Source organism: Microcoleus sp. B4-D4, from assembly GCF_036705185.1.
GTDB lineage: Bacteria > Cyanobacteriota > Cyanobacteriia > Cyanobacteriales > Microcoleaceae > Microcoleus.
The window spans coordinates 238,816-256,427 of the sequence record NZ_JAUBTX010000003.1; the positions used below are offsets into that span (position 1 = coordinate 238,816).

General features: G+C 44.8%; 9 protein-coding genes. 2 read left to right on the forward strand and 7 right to left on the reverse strand.

The annotated features are described in order from the left end of the window. The first annotated feature begins 58 nt into the window (after window positions 1-58). The gene (locus QUB13_RS04305; RefSeq protein WP_333379262.1) at window positions 59-1,543 is read left to right on the forward strand and encodes a hypothetical protein; all 1,485 of its coding nucleotides are present in this window, start codon (window positions 59-61) and stop codon (window positions 1,541-1,543) included. A 230-nt stretch (window positions 1,544-1,773) separates the two neighbouring features. Here QUB13_RS04305 and QUB13_RS04310 read toward each other — a convergent pair whose 3' ends face one another. Both QUB13_RS04310 and QUB13_RS04315 read right to left on the reverse strand, forming a co-directional pair. Beyond that, the gene (locus tag QUB13_RS04310; RefSeq protein WP_333379264.1) at window positions 1,774-4,296 is read right to left on the reverse strand and encodes a protein kinase domain-containing protein; all 2,523 of its coding nucleotides are present in this window, start codon (window positions 4,294-4,296) and stop codon (window positions 1,774-1,776) included. 420 nt (window positions 4,297-4,716) lie between these two features. Then, on the reverse strand, window positions 4,717-4,914 hold the full coding sequence (locus tag QUB13_RS04315; RefSeq protein WP_194070562.1) for a hypothetical protein: 198 nt from the start codon (window positions 4,912-4,914) through the stop codon (window positions 4,717-4,719). 130 nt (window positions 4,915-5,044) lie between these two features. Here QUB13_RS04315 and QUB13_RS04320 point away from each other — a divergent pair, with 130 nt between their 5' ends. Beyond that, window positions 5,045-6,283, forward strand: a complete 1,239-nt coding sequence (locus tag QUB13_RS04320) for a glycosyltransferase (RefSeq protein WP_333379266.1) — start codon at window positions 5,045-5,047, stop codon at window positions 6,281-6,283. A 282-nt stretch (window positions 6,284-6,565) separates the two neighbouring features. On the opposite strand, the gene QUB13_RS04325 is transcribed toward QUB13_RS04320, so the two are convergent. The 5 genes from QUB13_RS04325 to map all read right to left on the reverse strand — a co-directional run bounded on the left by QUB13_RS04325 (window position 6,566) and on the right by map (window position 17,457). After that, on the reverse strand, window positions 6,566-8,833 hold the full coding sequence (locus tag QUB13_RS04325; RefSeq protein WP_333379268.1) for an FdhF/YdeP family oxidoreductase: 2,268 nt from the start codon (window positions 8,831-8,833) through the stop codon (window positions 6,566-6,568). 217 nt (window positions 8,834-9,050) lie between these two features. Then, entirely contained in the window at window positions 9,051-14,237 is a 5,187-nt protein-coding gene (locus tag QUB13_RS04330) for a WD40 repeat domain-containing protein (RefSeq protein ID WP_333379270.1), read from the reverse strand. A gap of 494 nt (window positions 14,238-14,731) precedes the next feature. Continuing rightward, a complete protein-coding gene (locus QUB13_RS04335) occupies window positions 14,732-15,037 on the reverse strand; it encodes a hypothetical protein (RefSeq protein ID WP_333379272.1) in 306 nt (101 codons plus the stop codon). 515 nt (window positions 15,038-15,552) lie between these two features. Continuing rightward, complete coding sequence (locus QUB13_RS04340) at window positions 15,553-16,245, reverse strand: response regulator transcription factor (protein ID WP_194011497.1); 693 nt, start codon at window positions 16,243-16,245, stop codon at window positions 15,553-15,555. Between the two features lie 384 nt (window positions 16,246-16,629). Then, window positions 16,630-17,457 carry a type I methionyl aminopeptidase gene (gene map / locus QUB13_RS04345; protein ID WP_194011501.1) on the reverse strand — a complete coding sequence of 276 codons (828 nt, stop codon included), beginning with the start codon at window positions 17,455-17,457 and terminating at the stop codon, window positions 16,630-16,632. Window positions 17,458-17,612 lie beyond the last annotated feature (155 nt).

Here is a 17,612-nt window from a genome sequence, read left to right on the forward strand (position 1 = left end):
AAACTGAGTCACACCATTTTAGATTTTATATTTTATATTTTAGAATTGGGAATGGGGAATGACAGATGACCTAACGGTTTGGAACACGGGCTTCATCAGTTGTATTCTTTTTTTAAACTGGTGTCACAATATGGATTATCTGTTCACCCCTGAAACTCAGGATCGACTCAATACTGGCGGCCTGATACAGCCTGCTGCCAAAACAGGAAAATTGCTCCCCGCAGCTAGAGATCCGGTGACGGGGGAGTTTGTCGAGATTGCCAAAGTTTTTTATCCATCAACAACTGCAACTCTATCCGATCGCGGAGTTTTAGGATTGCTCGCACAGTTAGCCGGAGGCGGGCGCGTGCAGCCGCTGGTAGCTCCCGTGTACGTGACTGTGGCACCGTTGCAGCTTGCTCAAACTCATCAGGGGTTTCAAAAAATATACAGAATGCTTAACTGTCTAAAAATTAATTTGGCGGTGATGCAAGCAACTGTTGCTGTGATTGGTCTTGGGGCTGTCTCAAATACGGTTTTGTCAGCAGTAAACTTCGACCAAGTATTAAAAATTAGAGAAGAGGCAAAGCACCAAAAGTTAAAAATTAAAGACGGATTTATCGATCTCAGACACATCCTCAAGGAGCGGGGAGTTGAGGTGATCCAGCAGATTTTTAAGGTGGCTCACGACTCTAATTTTGCAATGCACCGTCAGAAACTGGTTAACGGTTATGATATTTTTTCTAAGGCTGTCAAACGCTGTCAGTCTGCTTTGACATTGCCCGATATTAAACTTCGGAATTCCGAAATTAGTGGCGGGCGGGATATGCTGTTTGAGGCTTTAAATATTTATGAGCGTCCCAGTTTGTTGGAGGGGCTGTCTTCTGCCGGACAGATCCGGCAAATGGAATGTGTTTGGGCGATCGAGCAGGCGATCGGGCTCACGTTTGAGTTGCAGCGGGCCTACGATAGGGCGAGCGATCGCCTCCTAGGACTGCAATCAAAAATTCGTCTAGACCTTCTAACTGTTGTTAAAGGATGTCAATCGGAATCAGAACTAAATTTTTTATTTCCCGAAGTTACTAGGATTTTGGGTCACGATTTAAGTGTAATAGAATTTTGGCAAAATGAGGTTGATTGGATGCAAACTTTGTCTCCCAAAGAGCAGCACCAGTTAGCTAGTTTAGATCGACTCAGCGGTGATGATTTAAAAACCTACGTACACACTGCATTCGCGGCATTAGCTGCGGAACCCGCAGTTTATGATAATTTAAAGCAAAAGTCTCACTTCCTATCCTTGCGCGACCAATTAGCCTTCGCTGTGAAGCCAGAAATCCGCCGGGGATACGAATTGTATGTCAGCCAGCGGGCGATCGCCACTGGCTATCAAGCTTTAGCTGGCTCGAACTTGCAAGAAATATCTGATTTAACTGTGGCGAACCTCTACTACTTTTTTCAAATCAGAGAGGGTTCAACTGAAAATCATCCAAGTGATGAGGAAGTAGAAACACCTGCTTGGCACTTTCCCAAATCATTAGAAAACGAGCTTAATTACTGCAATTAAATCAGAGGCTATCCGTCGTAGCAGCGCCAGCGCAATTATCTGTTTAACTGGTTCCCAGACTCCAGCCTGGGAACTGAGATATAGAGGCTCTGCTTCCCTTGAAAAAATAGAGGCAGAGCCTCCAGATCTGCATTACCAGGCCAGAGCCTGGTAACGAGTAGAATGAGATGATCCCCTCTTCCTTCTTCCCTCTTCCTTCTTCCTTCTTCCTTCTTCCCTCTTCCTTCAAATTACCTGAGCCACAACTTAATAGTATTGTCTTTAGAACCGCTAGCAATAGTTTTGCCGTCGGGACTAAAAGCCACAACATAAACCTCATCAGTATGTCCGGTCAAAGTATTCAGCAATTCTCCGGTAGCAAAGTCCCAAATTTTAATAGTTTTATCCTTGCTCCCGCTGGCAATAAACTTTCCGTCCGGGCTGATAGCAACCGAGACAACATCGTCAGAATGTCCTTTTATCGACCGAATTAAATCTCCTGTTTCGATATCCCAAATTTTAATAGTTTCATCGTAGGAACCACTCACAATGGTTTTGCCGTCCGGGCTGACCGCGACCGACCTCACTTGGTCGCCGTGTCCCTCAAGAGTTTTGATCAAGCTGCCCGTTGCTACATCAACAATTGTAATTTTTTTGTCCTTAGAACCGCTAACTAAACTTTTGCCATCGGGAGTGAAAGCAACAGAATAAACAAAATCTGTATGGTCTGGCAAATTATAGATCAAACTACCAGTTGCTGCATCCGAAATTTTCGTGGTTTTGTCTCCGCTGCCGCTAGCAATCAGCTTGTCGTCGGGGCTGAAAGCGACTGACCAAACAGAAGCTGTGTGGTCGAGAAGGCGCGTCCCTTCTCCTGTTTTCAAATCCCAGAGCATGACTCTCCAAAAACCTGTTCCTGTCGCAAGTTTTGTACCGCTTGAGTTGAAAGCAACCGACCAAATGGTGGATGAATCTCCGGCGAAAGTGCGGATCGATTTGCCTGTAGCTAAATCCCAAATTTGGACGGTTTTGTCTTTTGAACCGCTGGCTAACATTAACCCGTCTGGACTGAAAGCAACTGCCCCGACGGCATCTGAATGCTGGGCAAAGTTTTTTACTTTGGCGTTTTTCCAGCGTAGGCCTGCTTGGCACTGTTGCTGTAACTTTTGGGCGGAATCATAGTTGCTGTTGGTGTTGGGAATTGTGGGGATTTGGTTGATGCAGCCTTCATAATTGCTGGCTTTATAGAGAGATTCAATTTGATTGAGTTGTTGGGCTTCTTGTTGCAATCCTTGCTCGCCTTCTTGCCATTTGAGATATCCGTAAATTCCGCCGATCGCCGCTAAGAGTGCTGCAATGGTTGCTCCGGCGAGATAAGGATTGAATTTGCGAGGTTCTTTGGGGACAATTGCTGGTGGAGTCGCGATCCTCTCCGTTGGCGTAGCCCCCGTAGGGGCGGGCTGCGCTAACGACAAATCGGTTTTTCCGTTCAGATCCACCTCCGGGGATACCGCCAGAGTTGGCTGCAATTCTGTTTTCGGGTTGGGGTTGCGGTGTCCGTCCAACACTGTGGCGATCGCCTTGTACAATTTAGCGAATAAAGATTTAGGAACGACTAATTCTTCGATTCTCGTGGCATCTTCGTCCGTCAGCCCTAACACTTGCTGCAAGCGCTTTAACTCGTCGCGAGTTTCCAGAGAAAAGGGATATTCTTGCTGCATTGCTTCATGCAGCGATTGTTCGTAGCGTTCGCCTTTTTGCCTGTATTTGCGGTAAGGGTTCAATACCTCATCTTCGATCGCCTCTGCTTCTTCTGGTAGCAATTCCAAACTGACGCGCAATTCTTCTAATATTCTCCGCCCGACAACTGTAATGTCACCCCGGCTGCTGCTGCGCCGATCGACTTCTTCGCGATATATTGTCAGCTTGGGAATCCGCGCGCGCGATCGATCGCCAATTTTCCTCAAATCGGCTAAAGCTTCCGCCGCCGACTGGTAGCGTTCCCGATAATCGTAGCGCACCATATTGTCCAAAACATCGGCCAGCGCTTGGGAACACACTGCTAAATGCCGCCAAACAATTTCGCCTTTATTAGAATTTTTCAAATCCCGCAGTTTCGGCAAATCGTAAGCCGGCAAACCCGTCATTGCTTGGATACCAATCATTCCCAAGGCGTAGATATCGCTGTTGAGTTGCGGGTTGTATTGAAATTGCTCGATCGGCATATATTCCAGCGTCCCAATCCGCACAGTTACCGGCGCTTGTCTTTGAGCAATGTGAATTTCTTTCACCGAGCCAAAGTCGATCAGCACTAACTTATTGTCAGAATAGCGGCGGATTAAATTAGCCGGTTTAATATCTCGGTGAATTACTCCCTGTCCGTGTACAAACACTAAAATTTCTAACAGTTCTTTCAGCAAAGGAATTAGCTTTTCTTCTGCTAAAGGCTTCCCCGGTACAATCTCCGTTGATAGCGAGTGACCAGGAATAAAAGATTCAACTAAGAAAAATTCTTCATTTTCTTCAAAATAAGCGAATAGCTGAGGAATTTGATCGTGTTGACCGAGCTTTTCTAGAACTTCTGCTTCTTTTTGGAAAAGACGGCGCGTAGTATTAATTAATTTCGGTTCTTTGGTACCCGGACGCAGGTGTTTGACAAAGCACTGCGGTTCACCGGGACGGCGAATATCTTTGGCTAGATAGGTTTGTCCAAATTCTCCTGTTTCTATGACTTCAATGATTTGATAGCGTCCATCTAAAAGTTGGCTCACCATGATTATAACGCAGCCTTTTTTTGGTTGATTTTCGCAAGAAACAGTTTCACAGTCGGTAGTTTTGAGTTGTAAGTAAGTCCGTCGATTTGAGATTTGAGATTTGAGATTTACTTCACAGATTCATCTGGAAACTCGAACAAAAGTCTAAAATTGTTGGCTTTCCAAACTCATAGCGTCGGGGGCTTCGGTTTTTTGACCCGTCAGTTATTTTACATTTAAATTGCAGATTTTTGGCGAGCCCGATGCCCACCCGACCAGCATTTAACTGTATTCCACCGCAACTGCTCGCCGAATGGTAAATTGCCTAATATAGCGGTTCTCAAAAAAGTGAGGTATGCCCTATTCCCTATGCCCTATGCCCTGTTTGGCCTATGCCCGATCCCCGATAGTACCTCATATGAGAGCTTGAAAGGCTATAGTTTATCTTTTTAACATCTGCAAAGCTTGATATCCTAAAAAGAAAAAACCCAATGCACCGAGTATCGCTATCGTGTCCGCCAACACATCGACTGTCAGAAATTCGCCCATTGCCATATCCTCTCTTGACTGATATTTATCCTCGGCTTTTAGGTCGCTGACCGGGTGAGGGGTAAGACCCCTTGCTGCGGGCGAAGCCAAAGATGCTCACAAATTATAGCAAAGGAGGTCGCTAAAATAACTTTCCGGGCGATCGACTAGCTTTTTGTTTTAATATTTTTTAATATTTAAGGAGACAAACTGTGCACCGAAATTTTGAGGTCAGTTCGCTTTGATATTGTTAACCCTGTTAATTTTTTCTCTGATTGTAAGTAGAGCTTACACTAAGAATTTGCGCCGATCGGTGCAAAATGCGCCTCGCACTGACAGCAGTTCGGCTCAGCAGTTACAGCCCTCTACCGGGTTCTTCCCCAAAGTTTCGGTAATCGTACCAGCATACAACGAAGCTGAGAATATTCGGGATTGCGCGATCGCCATTTTGGAGAGTACAGCGCTGACGGAGGACAACCTAGAGGTTTTGATTGCAGACGATCGATCGACAGACGACACTAAGTCGATCGCCCAAACCCTACAACAGCAGCTCAATGACCCCCGCCTTAAAATATTAGCAGGTCAGCCGCGACCTACCAACCAATATTGGGCCGGCAAAAACTGGGCCTGCGCCCAAGCCGTGCGCGAAGCAACCGGAGACTTCCTATTATTTATCGATGCTGACGTGCGGCTCAAACCGGGGGCGATCGAAACCGCAATTGCCACAGCCGAAACAGAGAAAATAGACTTGTTTACCTGTATGCCAGCCCTGGTTTGCGAGTGTTTTGCCGAATGGTTGGTGCAGCCGTTAATGTTCAATCATTTAGCAGTTTGCTTCGATTTTACCGCTGTTAATGATAGCTCAAAAACAGATAGTGCTTTTGCAGGCGGCCCATTTATGCTATTTAGGCGATCGGCCTACGAAAAAATCGGCGGACACGAAGCAGTTGCCGGCGAAATTGTCGAAGATGTGGAATTAGCCAGACGCATCAAACGTGCGAATTTAAAGCTCGGACTTTATTCCGGGGCAAATTTGGCATCCGTGCGGATGTATCGGTCTTGGAGCGCCTTGTGGGAAGGCTGGACAAAGAATTTGTATCTCGGCGCTAACCGCAATTTGGGCATGATGGTTTACATGGCCGCCATAATGTTTTTTCTTTATCCGATGCCCTGGTTGGCATTAGGTATTTTGCTGGTTAACGGCGAAATTGCTAACATCATTACCGATCGCCAATTACCAATTACCAATTACCAATTACCAATTACCTTGTTAACTATTTGTTTATCGGCAATCGTAATTTGGCATCATTACACTTTGCGCTGCTTGGGTGCCAAAATTTCCGAGTGTTCGACGAAATACTGGTGGTTGGGAGGTTTGGGAGGTACGTTAATTGCCGCAATTGCGATCGGTTCCGCCATCAAAACAGAAACCGGTTGGGGATGGACTTGGCGCGGGAGAGCTTTGCAAATCAACAATTAATCCCCGATTTTTGGGCTAACAAAAATTAGTAGGGTGCGTCAAATTTGAGATTTGCGATCGTGCGGGAAAACTCTAATTATGACGCACCATTAATTCCGGGCGTGCGTCATATCGTTTCCGCTTGCATCGGAATGATTTAACCACAGAGTAAACAGAGTACACAGAGGGAGAGAATATATATCTGAATCATTCTGATGCTACCGGATTTGATATCAGTCGGAGATTGTTTGTTCCGAAAATAATCATAGCTGACGCACCCTACATTTACTACTAATCCCAAATTTATGCGTATACCAAAGCAGGTACTCGCTTGTAAGCAGGCGTGCCCGATCGCTTTTCAATCTCCGGGTGAAAAATCACATTAACTTCAGGATAAAACATCAAAGCAGCACCCGCACGAACCGCCCCGTAAATCACCTCAACATTTTCCATTTTTCCCGCATTTCCCTGCACCGTAACCCGCTGATGTTCTTGCAAACCCGCGCTTTCTGCATCCTCGCGATTCATTAAAATGCAGTTGCGGTGCGGCATTCCCCGGTACTTGTCATCAATTTTGTAAACCACAGTATTGTGCTGAGAATAACTGCGTCCCGTCATCAAGGCTACCACTAAACCGCGCACCGATTCCGATACACCAAAATCTTTAATTTCCGGTAATTTTAGCTCTGGTAAAGGCGCGACAAACATCTTGGCTTTGCCGGAATCAGTGGGGAATTTAGGTTCCATAAAAATCCGCCCGCTGATGGTAAATTCCTCTTTTGTATCATCAATTGTTGCCATTTTTTCATAGCCGGGAATTGTTTTAGCAATCAATTGTCGAATGTATCGCGTATCTTGCAGTTTGCGCCAGTCTACCGGATAACTGCCGTGAATTCTGCTCGCCAATTCGGTCAAAAAATGCACTTCTGGAATTAAGTCAGAATCTTTGAGGTGAGTTTCGCCTTCATCATTGAAACGTACAAAGTTATTACCAGATTCTACTGTTGTTTTGTGGGGATTTTCAAAGCGATTCAGCACGGGAATCACAATTGTATTGTGCTTTGCCAATCCGTTAAAATGCCCTAAGTTCGGTTTGGTTGCGAGGTAGATAATAGTTTCAATCTTACCTAAAGCGCGTTTTGCTTGAGTTGAATCTGGATTTGCCCCGTACAGGTTGCCGCCCAGACAGAGTAGTGTATCGACTTTGCCTGCATCTGCTGCTTCAATGAGCGATCGAGTATCGTAGCCCTTAACGCGACTGAGGGGACGATCTAACAACTTTTCTAAAGCGGCTTGGATTTCTTTTTTAAGATTCACAGTCACGCCCATAGAGCCGAATCCTTGGACGTTTGAGTGTCCCCTCACCGGCATCAATCCCGCCCCTGTTGTGCCGACATTTCCCGTCATCAAGGCAGTATTAGCAATGCTAAAAACATTATCTACGCCGTTTTGTTGTTGAGTAATTCCCATCGCCCAACCGAAGACAACTCGCTTTGAATTGCCGATAATTTTGGCGGCTTCCTCAATTTCTGCTTGCGAAACTCCGCAAGTTGTAGTAATAGTTTCCCAGTCGGTTTCGCGGGCGTGCTGCACTACTGCTTCCCAGCCTTCGGTGTGGGCTTGCAAATATTTTTCATCCAGCAATCCTTGTTCGATTACAGATTTTTGAATCCCAACAAATAGGGCAGTGTCGCTGCCGGGAATTGGTTGCAAGTAGAGCGAGGAAATATCGGAACCGGGGATGAGCGATTTGACGGGAAATGCTGGAGAACCAAATTTGACTAACCCGATTTCCATCACGGGGTTGATAATAATTATTTTACCGCCTTTGTCGCGGATTTTAATCAACTCGTTCATGAAGCGGGGATGATTGTAGGCAGAATTCGCGCCCGCGAGCACGACGCAATCTGCTTGCTTCAAGTTTTCTAGACTCACTACCGAGGTGCGGGTAGCAAACATTTCGCTTAACCCGGTGGTTGAGGGAGCGTGGCACAAATCCGAACAATCTGCTAAGTTATTGGAACCCATCGCCCGCATCATCAATTGCAGTAAAAAAGCCGCCTCGTTGGAAGAGCGACCGGAACTGTAAGATGCGACTCTTTCGGGGGTTTTACGAAACGCAGCCTCGGCAATTTGATAAACTTCTTCCCAAGAAATGCGATCGTAATGAGACGAACCAGCGCGCAAAATCATCGGGAAACTCAGCCTTCCCAGCCTGTCACATTCCATTGAAGTTAATTGCTGGAGTTCTGCAATATTGTGCTGTTCAAAATAGCTCGTCTTAACAGCAGGTTTAATTTCAGCGGAGATTGCTTCAACGCTTTTCATGCAGCGCTGAAGTTTTTCGCCCTCTTCATTAGTAAAGCCTCCTTTCTGCCCGCCAGTGCCCCAAGAACAGGACAAACAAGCACTATTGTGAAGCAAAGTTTTCCAAAGTTTCGGGCCTTCCGGGGACAAAGTATGTTCTGCCCAATATTCAATTACGGGTAAACCGCCACCAATGTCTGGTGTTTCCTCATTTTTTTCGTTGAAGGGCGGAACGGGTTGGATATTTTGGGAGTTGGTGTCCATGCGGTTTACCTTTTGTTTGAATTGCGGGTTGATGCGACGGGCGAACCGCCAAAGAAGTTAAATTTATGACTAAAATTTTACCGCAATTTTACAGCTTAAAAAACCTGTCAACAGATAGATGTTTCAATCTCTATTTAAAGCTAGGTTTGCAGCATCGGAAAGCAAGTCCTTCTTCATCCACATAAAAGCGAGATCGAGAGGGATAATCCTTGAGGGTTTACTTCTTTTTATTGAAGGCTTGCTTCCCAAACCCAAGACAAAGCATTCGATCGCCCTCAGTAACATTCGGGTCATTCTGCAAATAATCTCCCACCCATTCGCAACTACGAGCAATAATATTATTCAGTTCCAAATTTTGCAAAGGCAAGAGAATTATAGTCTTATCCCTATTAGCAAAAGCCAGAGTTTTGCTATCAGAACTAAAAGTAACGCTCAACACCCGATCGCCCAATTCCAAAGTTTTAGATAGCAGCGCCTTCCTACCGTTAAAATTCCACAGCTTAACAGTATTTCCCGCACTCGCCGCCGCAATCAACTTGCCGTCTGGACTGAAACTAACACTTTCCACAGTATCGCTGTGGTCTAGTTTTTCAGTTAAATTTGCCGCCGTTCCATCAAACGCCCACAAATAAACTTTTTTGTCAGCACAAGCAGCAGCAATCGTCTTACCGTCGGGACTAAAAGTCACATTTCTAACCGTATCTTCGTGGTTGAGAGTTGTCAAACGCTTCGCCGACGAACCGTTAAATTGCCAGAGGTAAACTTTTTTTTCTGCAGCAATTTCACCCACATTGTTTTTCCCGCTTTCCTTGTTGTCAGCAGCCGTAGCAGTAGCAATAGTTTTGCCGTCGGGACTGAAACTAACACTAATTACTGGATTGGTATGATCGAGTTTTGTCAGCAAAGTTGCTTTAGAACCGTTCCAGCGCCAGAGGTACAATTTGCGATCGGCACCGCTGGCGGTGGCAATTATCTTGCCATCTGGACTAAAACTCACGCTTCTAACAAGGCCGTTATGCTTCAAAGTATCTAACAGTTTCCCGTCTAAACTCCAAACTTTCACCGTTTTGTCATTGCTGGCAGAAGCAACAGTTTTATTGTCGGGTGAAAAGCTCGTCCAAGTTACAGAATCCTGATGACCTTTTAAGATTTTTAATAAACTGCCATCAGTGTTCCAAAGTCTCACTGTCTTGTCTCCGCTAGCAGAAGCAATTGTTTTGCCATCTGCACTAAAACTGACTTTGTAAACCCAGTCTTCATGTCCATATAAAATCTGATTCAACGGAGTTCTGTCCGGTTGCCAAATTTTTACCATTTTGTCCTTACTTGCGGAGGCAATCGTGCCGTCGCGACTGAAACTTACTGCCCTTACATCATCTTTATTTCCTCGAAAAGTGCTTAGCAATGTGCCGCTGCGACTCCAAACTTTTACCGTATCGTCGGCGCTGCCGGTGACAACTTTTTCGCTGTCGCTACTGAAACTCGCACTCAGAACTTCATCGTTGTGTCCTTTGAGAGTTGTGATTTCCTCACCCTTTCGGTTCCAAATTTTGGCTGTGGTGTCGGCACTGGCTGAGACGAGTTCTCGATTGTTTGGGCTGAACTTAACGCTGTATACAATGTCAGAATGTTTGGTTAATGTTTTGGGATTAATTTGAAATTTCTGGGTTTTACCTTGTCGGTTCCAAAGTTTGATAGTTTTGTCAGCACTTGCTGAGGCAATTGTTTTGCCGTCGGGGCTGAAACTCACGCCGAGGACCCAATCTTTGTGTCCGGTTAAGGTTTGCAGCAATTTTTTGTTTCCCAGATTCCAGATTTTTACGGTGTTGTCGTGACTCGCAGAAGCTAGGGTTTTGCCGTCGGGGCTGAAGCTGACGCTGGTGACGATATCGCGGTGGCCGGATAAAGTAGCGATCGCACTTTGGTCATTATCTACTTGCCAAATTTTAATTGTGCGATCGGCACTACCAGTCGCGATCGTTTTCCCATCCGGGCTAAAACTCACACTCGTCACAATATCGCCGTGCTTAAAAGTCTTTAATAACTTACCTTCTTTGCTCAACAATTTAACAGTTTTGTCAGCACTTGCCGAAGCAACAAAATTGCCATCTGGACTGACACTTACATCCAAAACAGACTTATCGTGCTGCTCGAAACGATTGCGTTCTTGCACTCCTGAAACAGCTTGTCTGAGCCTCTCAGTAATTTGATTTTTAGTATCCACAGGTAGCGCTGTACTTTTCTGAGAACCGCGACCGATTTTGATACTATTTTTCAACACTGCTAATTGATTTTGATCGTTAGAAACCACCAAAGCTTCCGATGCCGAATTCAAGGCATCTGTCCGACTTGTTTCCGCCTCTTGTCGCGCGCTTTCTGCTAATTTTGCTTGATAGAATGCCATCCCCGAAACTCCTCCGAGTACCAGCACTCCCAACACCGCCACCCGCAATTGCCATCTCCGACTTTTGTAAAGTTGAGCTTCCGCTTCGTGCTGTTTGTCTCGGGCTTGGCGCTGTTTATCTCTAGCTTCCGACAGCAAAGCATCTCGCTCTCTATCTTTGCGAATTTGGTCAATTTCGTCTCGGTTAATTTTGTTTTGCTTTCGCAGTTCCTCAAATTCAGCCTTGTTATCTAATTCCTGTTGCTGGCGAATGAAGCTAACTAAATAGTCGTGAACCAGTTGATAAAGCTCTGCCGGCAGTTCCATCCACTGAAAAACTAAGCCGGATTTTACTAACAGTTCTAAAACTAAATCTAACTTTTCAGATTCGGCAACTGTCGCTAAATCGGAGGCTAATTCGGCACGAGTTTTCAGGGGGCGAATCTCATTTTCATCTGTAAGGAAATACAAAACTCGGCGCACCGCCCCTTCATTTTCGGGGCCGCAATCTTTGATTACTTCTTCGAGGAAATTTTCGACTAATTTTTGTTTGGGATTGTTACCTAGTTCCTGATATTGGCTTAAAGTTCTAATGTTTTCTTGTTGCAGTTGAGCGCCGACAAGTTGTAGTTCGATCGGGCGGACTTCTCCCAATTCTCCAGCTAAATCTTTGACTAATTCTTCGATTAGCTCCGGTTCTAAGTTAAATTGCGATCGCTCAGTTAAAGTGTAAATTACCGAGCGCGCATCTGCTAGGGAAAAATTTCCCAAATAAAATAGAATATCTTTGCTAAGAACGTCCGCCAAAATATCATTATTGATGAATTTTGTTTGGTTTTTCGGTCGGGAAAATTCCAGCAAATAGTGCAGGTAATCTTCCCGCAAAGACAGGACGACTTTTAAATACTTGATTTTCAAACATTCCCGCAAGAAATCAAAAAATATCTGCCTTTCTGTTGGCTCTTTCCACACGAAAAAGAATTCTTCAAATTGGTCAAATATCAGAACTGTCACTAGATGTTCGGAATTGATTTGCAGTTCTTTGATAATTTTTTCGTATTCGATCGCCTGTTTTTTGACGATGATTTCTACAGGCTGTAAATCCTTAATTATCTCCAGATTTTCCGCAGTCGAAACAAGATTTGTACTGACTGCGCCTGCTGCTGGGGTCAAATCAACCTCTGCGGAACTCGGTACTGCTTCAGAACTTTCGAGATTGAATATTTCAGCTTTCGCAGCAGATAACTGTCTGGTCAATTCCTGGGGCCAGTTGTTGTAAACCTGCAGCACGATCGGCAAAACAGTCCGCATTTCTATCTTTTTTTGTCTAAGAGCGGGGACTAATCCCCCTGTGATAATTGAACTTTTTCCGACTCCAGACTGACCGTAAATTACTGTCAGTTTGTCGGGTGTATTGTTCATTCTATATATCAATCGGTTGAGGTCTTGTTCTCTACCGGAAGCAGTTATTTCGTCAGCAATGGTAGCAGGGACGGTAACTGTTTCGGCGGGATCTATCGCTTCTCTGTGCGGCTGCAATTTTCCGGCTCCAATAAAAGCTCGAAACCGATAGGTATGTTCTACTCCTCGATAGTCTTGCTTGATTTGAAATGCTTTGAGATATTCTCCCCGCTGAAAATAAACTACTCGCAGCATTTCTAAAACCCGCAAATACAGTTGCGGGTTGTAGCAAGGTTGGGTTTCCGAGCGAGCAAACTCTAAATGGGCGATCGCCTCTTCTATCTCGCCCAACTCGCTCTGAGCCTCTGCTAAAATTAATAGATACAAGCCTTTATGCTGCGATTTTACAGGCATTCCCTGTCCCGTCGCTTTTAATTTGGAGTTTAGAACCTCTAGAGCGATTAAAGCCCATTCTTTCGCCCCTTCCCAGTTTTTTTGCTCTAAGGCTACTCTAGCCAAAAAGCCATAATCTTGAGCTAAATTAACTGCTGAATTTTTCATATTTTGATGTAACCTCCGAGCTTTGATAGCTAAATTCCAGAGTGCATCCCAATCTTCTAAATGTTGCAATACTTCCCCGAGTTGATTGATGAATGTACCAACAGCATCCCACTGTCCCGCGCGTTCTAAAACATTAATACATTCCTGAAAATAATTCTTAGCTTCTGTCCAGTAAGGACGGTTATCGCTGCGGTTCTTTTCTGCTTGGAAGCGGTAGCAAAGACCGATGTGGAATAGCAGAATTCCTTCTAAGACCGGTGCGGGGTGAGCGGTAAATAATAATTCGCTAAATTCTGTTTCTGTACCCAAGAATGCTACTTGATATTTCCAAAAATCGAGACTTTTTTGATACAATTTAATGGCTGCATCGATGCGGTGAAAAGCATATTCTTCTCTGCCGCGAATAAATTGTAAATTTGCTTCGATGGCCGGTTCTAATCTGATGTTGCAAGTTTGCAAGTCTTGGCTGGCTGACTCTAGTTCTGTCAAAGAATTGGCTCCGAGAATGGCACAATTACTTAAGCGCCAATTGCCAGTTTCTAAAATGCTGGCAAAAATGCGATCGGCACTTTTGGCTAGAAAATCTACCAATTCGTCTGGGCCCTGCACAAATTCTACTGTTGTCGTCCAAGTCTCGATATCTGTTACTAACCGAATCATTTTTTTGAGTATTTTGTCTGTCACCCACAGCACTATGGGGAAGGGAAAGTTATTGCGAAATTCTTCCCTGACGTAGTTGGTAGAAGTCAGCACGCGATCGATCGCACTTACCGACTCCAATCCAAACACCATTAAAGCTGGCGGTCTGCTACCGTCAAGTTCGGTTTCTATCGTCGTGTAAAGAGTTTTAACAGATGTCGGGAGGACAATTTCTCGAATCTCAATCCCAGACTCCTCTCGCAATAGCCGTAGAGTTTCTTCTTTCATGGCACTATAATTGCACCGCACTAAAATCAGCGAAAATTGTCCCTGAGACATCGAGAGAGTGCGAGAGAGAGTTTGCAGCGAACTTTTGTTTTGCTGTGCTGCGGTGTCTTGGCTGCAGTGCGAGTTAATCATAGTCTTTGAAAATTATGATGGAATAGATGCTGTAGAAAGAAGAAAGTTCGGGAACGGATTTTAGCACCTTACGGATTGTCGGGTTTTTAAGCATGAATACCACTTTGATACAAGCGAGTTTGTTGCCACAAAACTAGCCCGATCTATGTCATCGTGCACGCATACTAACCTCAGAAATCCAAAACCGTTCGTAGTGCGGAATTAAGTCCGCACTACGAACCAAATGTGCTAAACTCAGAAACCCGGTTTCTTCTTATATTTCTCGTTTTTCCAAAACTCGTAAAAACCGAGTTTCTAGCTCCCCACGCCCAAGCCTTGAAACTGTCCGATTGTTTTACTAGATATAGTTAAAGCATACCCGAAAAAATACATACTCTGTTATTCGCATAAGTTCAGGAAAATCTGCTGGATTTTACTGATTGTTTTACCCTCGCACAGCGAGAATTATACCTATTGAAAAAGCCGATCGCACAAACCGCACAAATCTGACTCAATCATTCACATATCCCGGAAATTCGGCATTGTCTGGTGGACTGACCCCTGGCCGCACTGAGATAAACTACGGCTGGCGGCTCCTCAATAGTTATAGGTGGCAGATTTTCTGTCATAAATTTAGTAATCTCCATATCTAAGTTAGTAGCTGAAAAATCAGGTTGATCCCAATCCTCGCTTTCTTCAATGGCGATTGTTGTTGGTAGCGCCATCTCAAAATCTAGCTCGTCGCCAAAAGTTGAAACTTCTTTAATTGGATCGATTTTCTGAACAGTATCGGCGGCCAAAGCTTGATTTGTATTAGCCATTAGTGCGATCGGCAGTGCTATCATTGCACTTATCCTTTGTCGCGCCGTAATTTTCCGCATGAGATCCTCCTGGTATCAACTAAATTTTTCTCCTCTAAATTGAACATCCGCCACTACTTTAGATCCCTGTTATTAATGAATAGTAGTTTGTTGTCAGATAAAATATAATTCGAGCTTTGAAACTTCGCGCGAAGTTTGCACGGGCGGAGGCTGAGGGTATTTTGTCAAGGGTTCCTACTTCTGTTTACTACGTAAAAACTCTTAAACAGTCAGGTTTGCCAATTAAGTAATTCCCGAGCTCGATCGCCAGTGTCAATCCTAGAGTCAAAACGGTGAGAAGTTCGATCGCAGCCCCGCGCTGCCGCCTGCTAGCTGATTTGCCATACCATACGCACCGCAGATGTGTCAACAATTATATCTTAACATTTTTAATTTTTTGCAGCATTCTCGTTACCAGGAAGAGCCTGGTAACGCAGATCGGGGAGGAAGAGCCCTAAGCAAAGTCGAGAGGAATCCTACTTAGTCAAGCCGTGTTCGAGCGCGTAGCGAACCAACTCAGTACGGCTGTTAGTACCAGTCTTGCTAAACAAGCGGCTGACGTACTTTTCCACATTCCGCACGCTAGTTTCCAAACGGCGAGCAATTTCCTTATTCATCAAACCTTGAGCAACCAAATCCAAAACACTTTGCTCTCGCGGAGTCAAATCAATTTTAATCGGCGAAGCACTTTGGACGATCGAACTTCGCCCGCTCAACAAAGACTCAATTCTCGCCATTTGGCTAGCCAAAGCAGCAATATCAGGACTTTCAGCATTTTCGCCTGTCTCCTTAGCAGCCGCGCGGCGCGCCAACAAATTGGTGACAATTGCTACTAATTCGTCGGGATCGAAGGGTTTAGAAAGATAAGCATCGCAGCCGGCTTGATAGCCTTGAATGCGATCGCCCGTCATCCCCTTAGCCGTCAAAAACACCACCGGCAAAGCCTTATAACGAGGATCTTCTCGCACTTGCTTGAGAAACTGATAGCCGTCCACCTGCGGCATCATGATGTCTGAAATCACCAAATCAGGATTGTGTTGCTGCAAGAGTTCCCAGCCATCCCGAGCATTACTGGCAACCTCAACCGAAAAATTGCTATCTTCCAAATAAGCTTGTACCGCTTCCCGCAAGCCCGGTTCATCATCTACCAATAATAATCGTGCTGACATATCCGTTACCCTTACGTTTGATCGCTATTATCTTTGAACTTAGCTGAATTTAACTATTCTTGTCACTCCATCTATAGAAGCAATTCAAAAAATTGTGGTTAAACTCAAGAGTTTTGAGTTTTGTTTTGCTGCAACAGACAAGATTACCAAAATAGTTAGGAGTGGCTATGATATCATATCCGCTCAATTAACCGCAAAAACGCTTGGTTTGTAGTGCGAACTTAAGTCTGCACTACGAACTAATATTAGTATTGCGGTTAATCGATCCCAGATCAGCTAAAAACTCATCCCACAAAAATCTTTTTTTCTTGTGGGACTAAGATCCGCCCTAAAAGTTGATGAAAAGGACTTTTACAATCTTGTCTATTCTTGAACTATTCCGACTTAAACTTTTGAACGATCGGTCAAAATTTCATAACCGGTGTCCGTCACCAACACAGTATGCTCAAACTGAGCCGACATAGCATTATCCACCGTTACAGCAGTCCACTTGTCAGCCAGCGTCCGAGTGTACTTAGAACCCGCATTCAGAATCGGCTCGATCGCCAATGTCATACCCGATCGCAATTTCACATTCGGCATTTCGCGAGTGCGGAAATTGAAAACCGACGGTTCCTCGTGCAAATTGCGCCCGACACCGTGGCCGGTAAACTCCTCAACGATACTAAAACCGTTGCTTTTGACATGATCTTCGATCGCACCGGCGAGATCGAGCAAATAAGCTCCAGCCTTCACTTGTTCGATACCTTTATAGAGAGCTTCTTCTGCGACTCTAATTAATTTTGCAGATTCTGGTGTCACCTCCACAACTGCGATCGTGATGCAAGAATCGCCGTGAAAACCTTGGTAATATGCTCCCGTATCTACTTTCAGAACATCTCCGGCACGAATTACTTTTTTGCGGCTGGGGATGCCGTGAACAACTTCGTTATTAATGCTAGAGCAAATCGAGCCGGTGAAACCGTGATAGCCTTTAAAACTGGGAGTTGCACCCATTTCTCGGATGCGTTTTTCGGCATAAACATCCAAATCAGCAGTAGTCATTCCCGGTTTCACAATTTGCGAAATTTCTTTCAGTACGGTTGCGACAATTTTCGCCGCCTGCCGCATTATTTCGATTTCGCGTTCCGACTTAATTTCAATGCCTCGACGCTGTTTTGTGACTTGGGGTTGTTTCGTTGGCGCGGAAAGCAGACTGCTAAAAATATTCATGTATTGAATGTCAGGTAATTTTGTAGTTGAAAGGCAGGTTAAAGCAAAAAACGGTAAATGTCCGGTTTTTTGGGGAAACACCGGTGTCTTGTTCCGAACTGTCGATCGCTCGTCCTTTCAGCTAGTTTAATATTTTTCTTGGTCATCGGCACGGG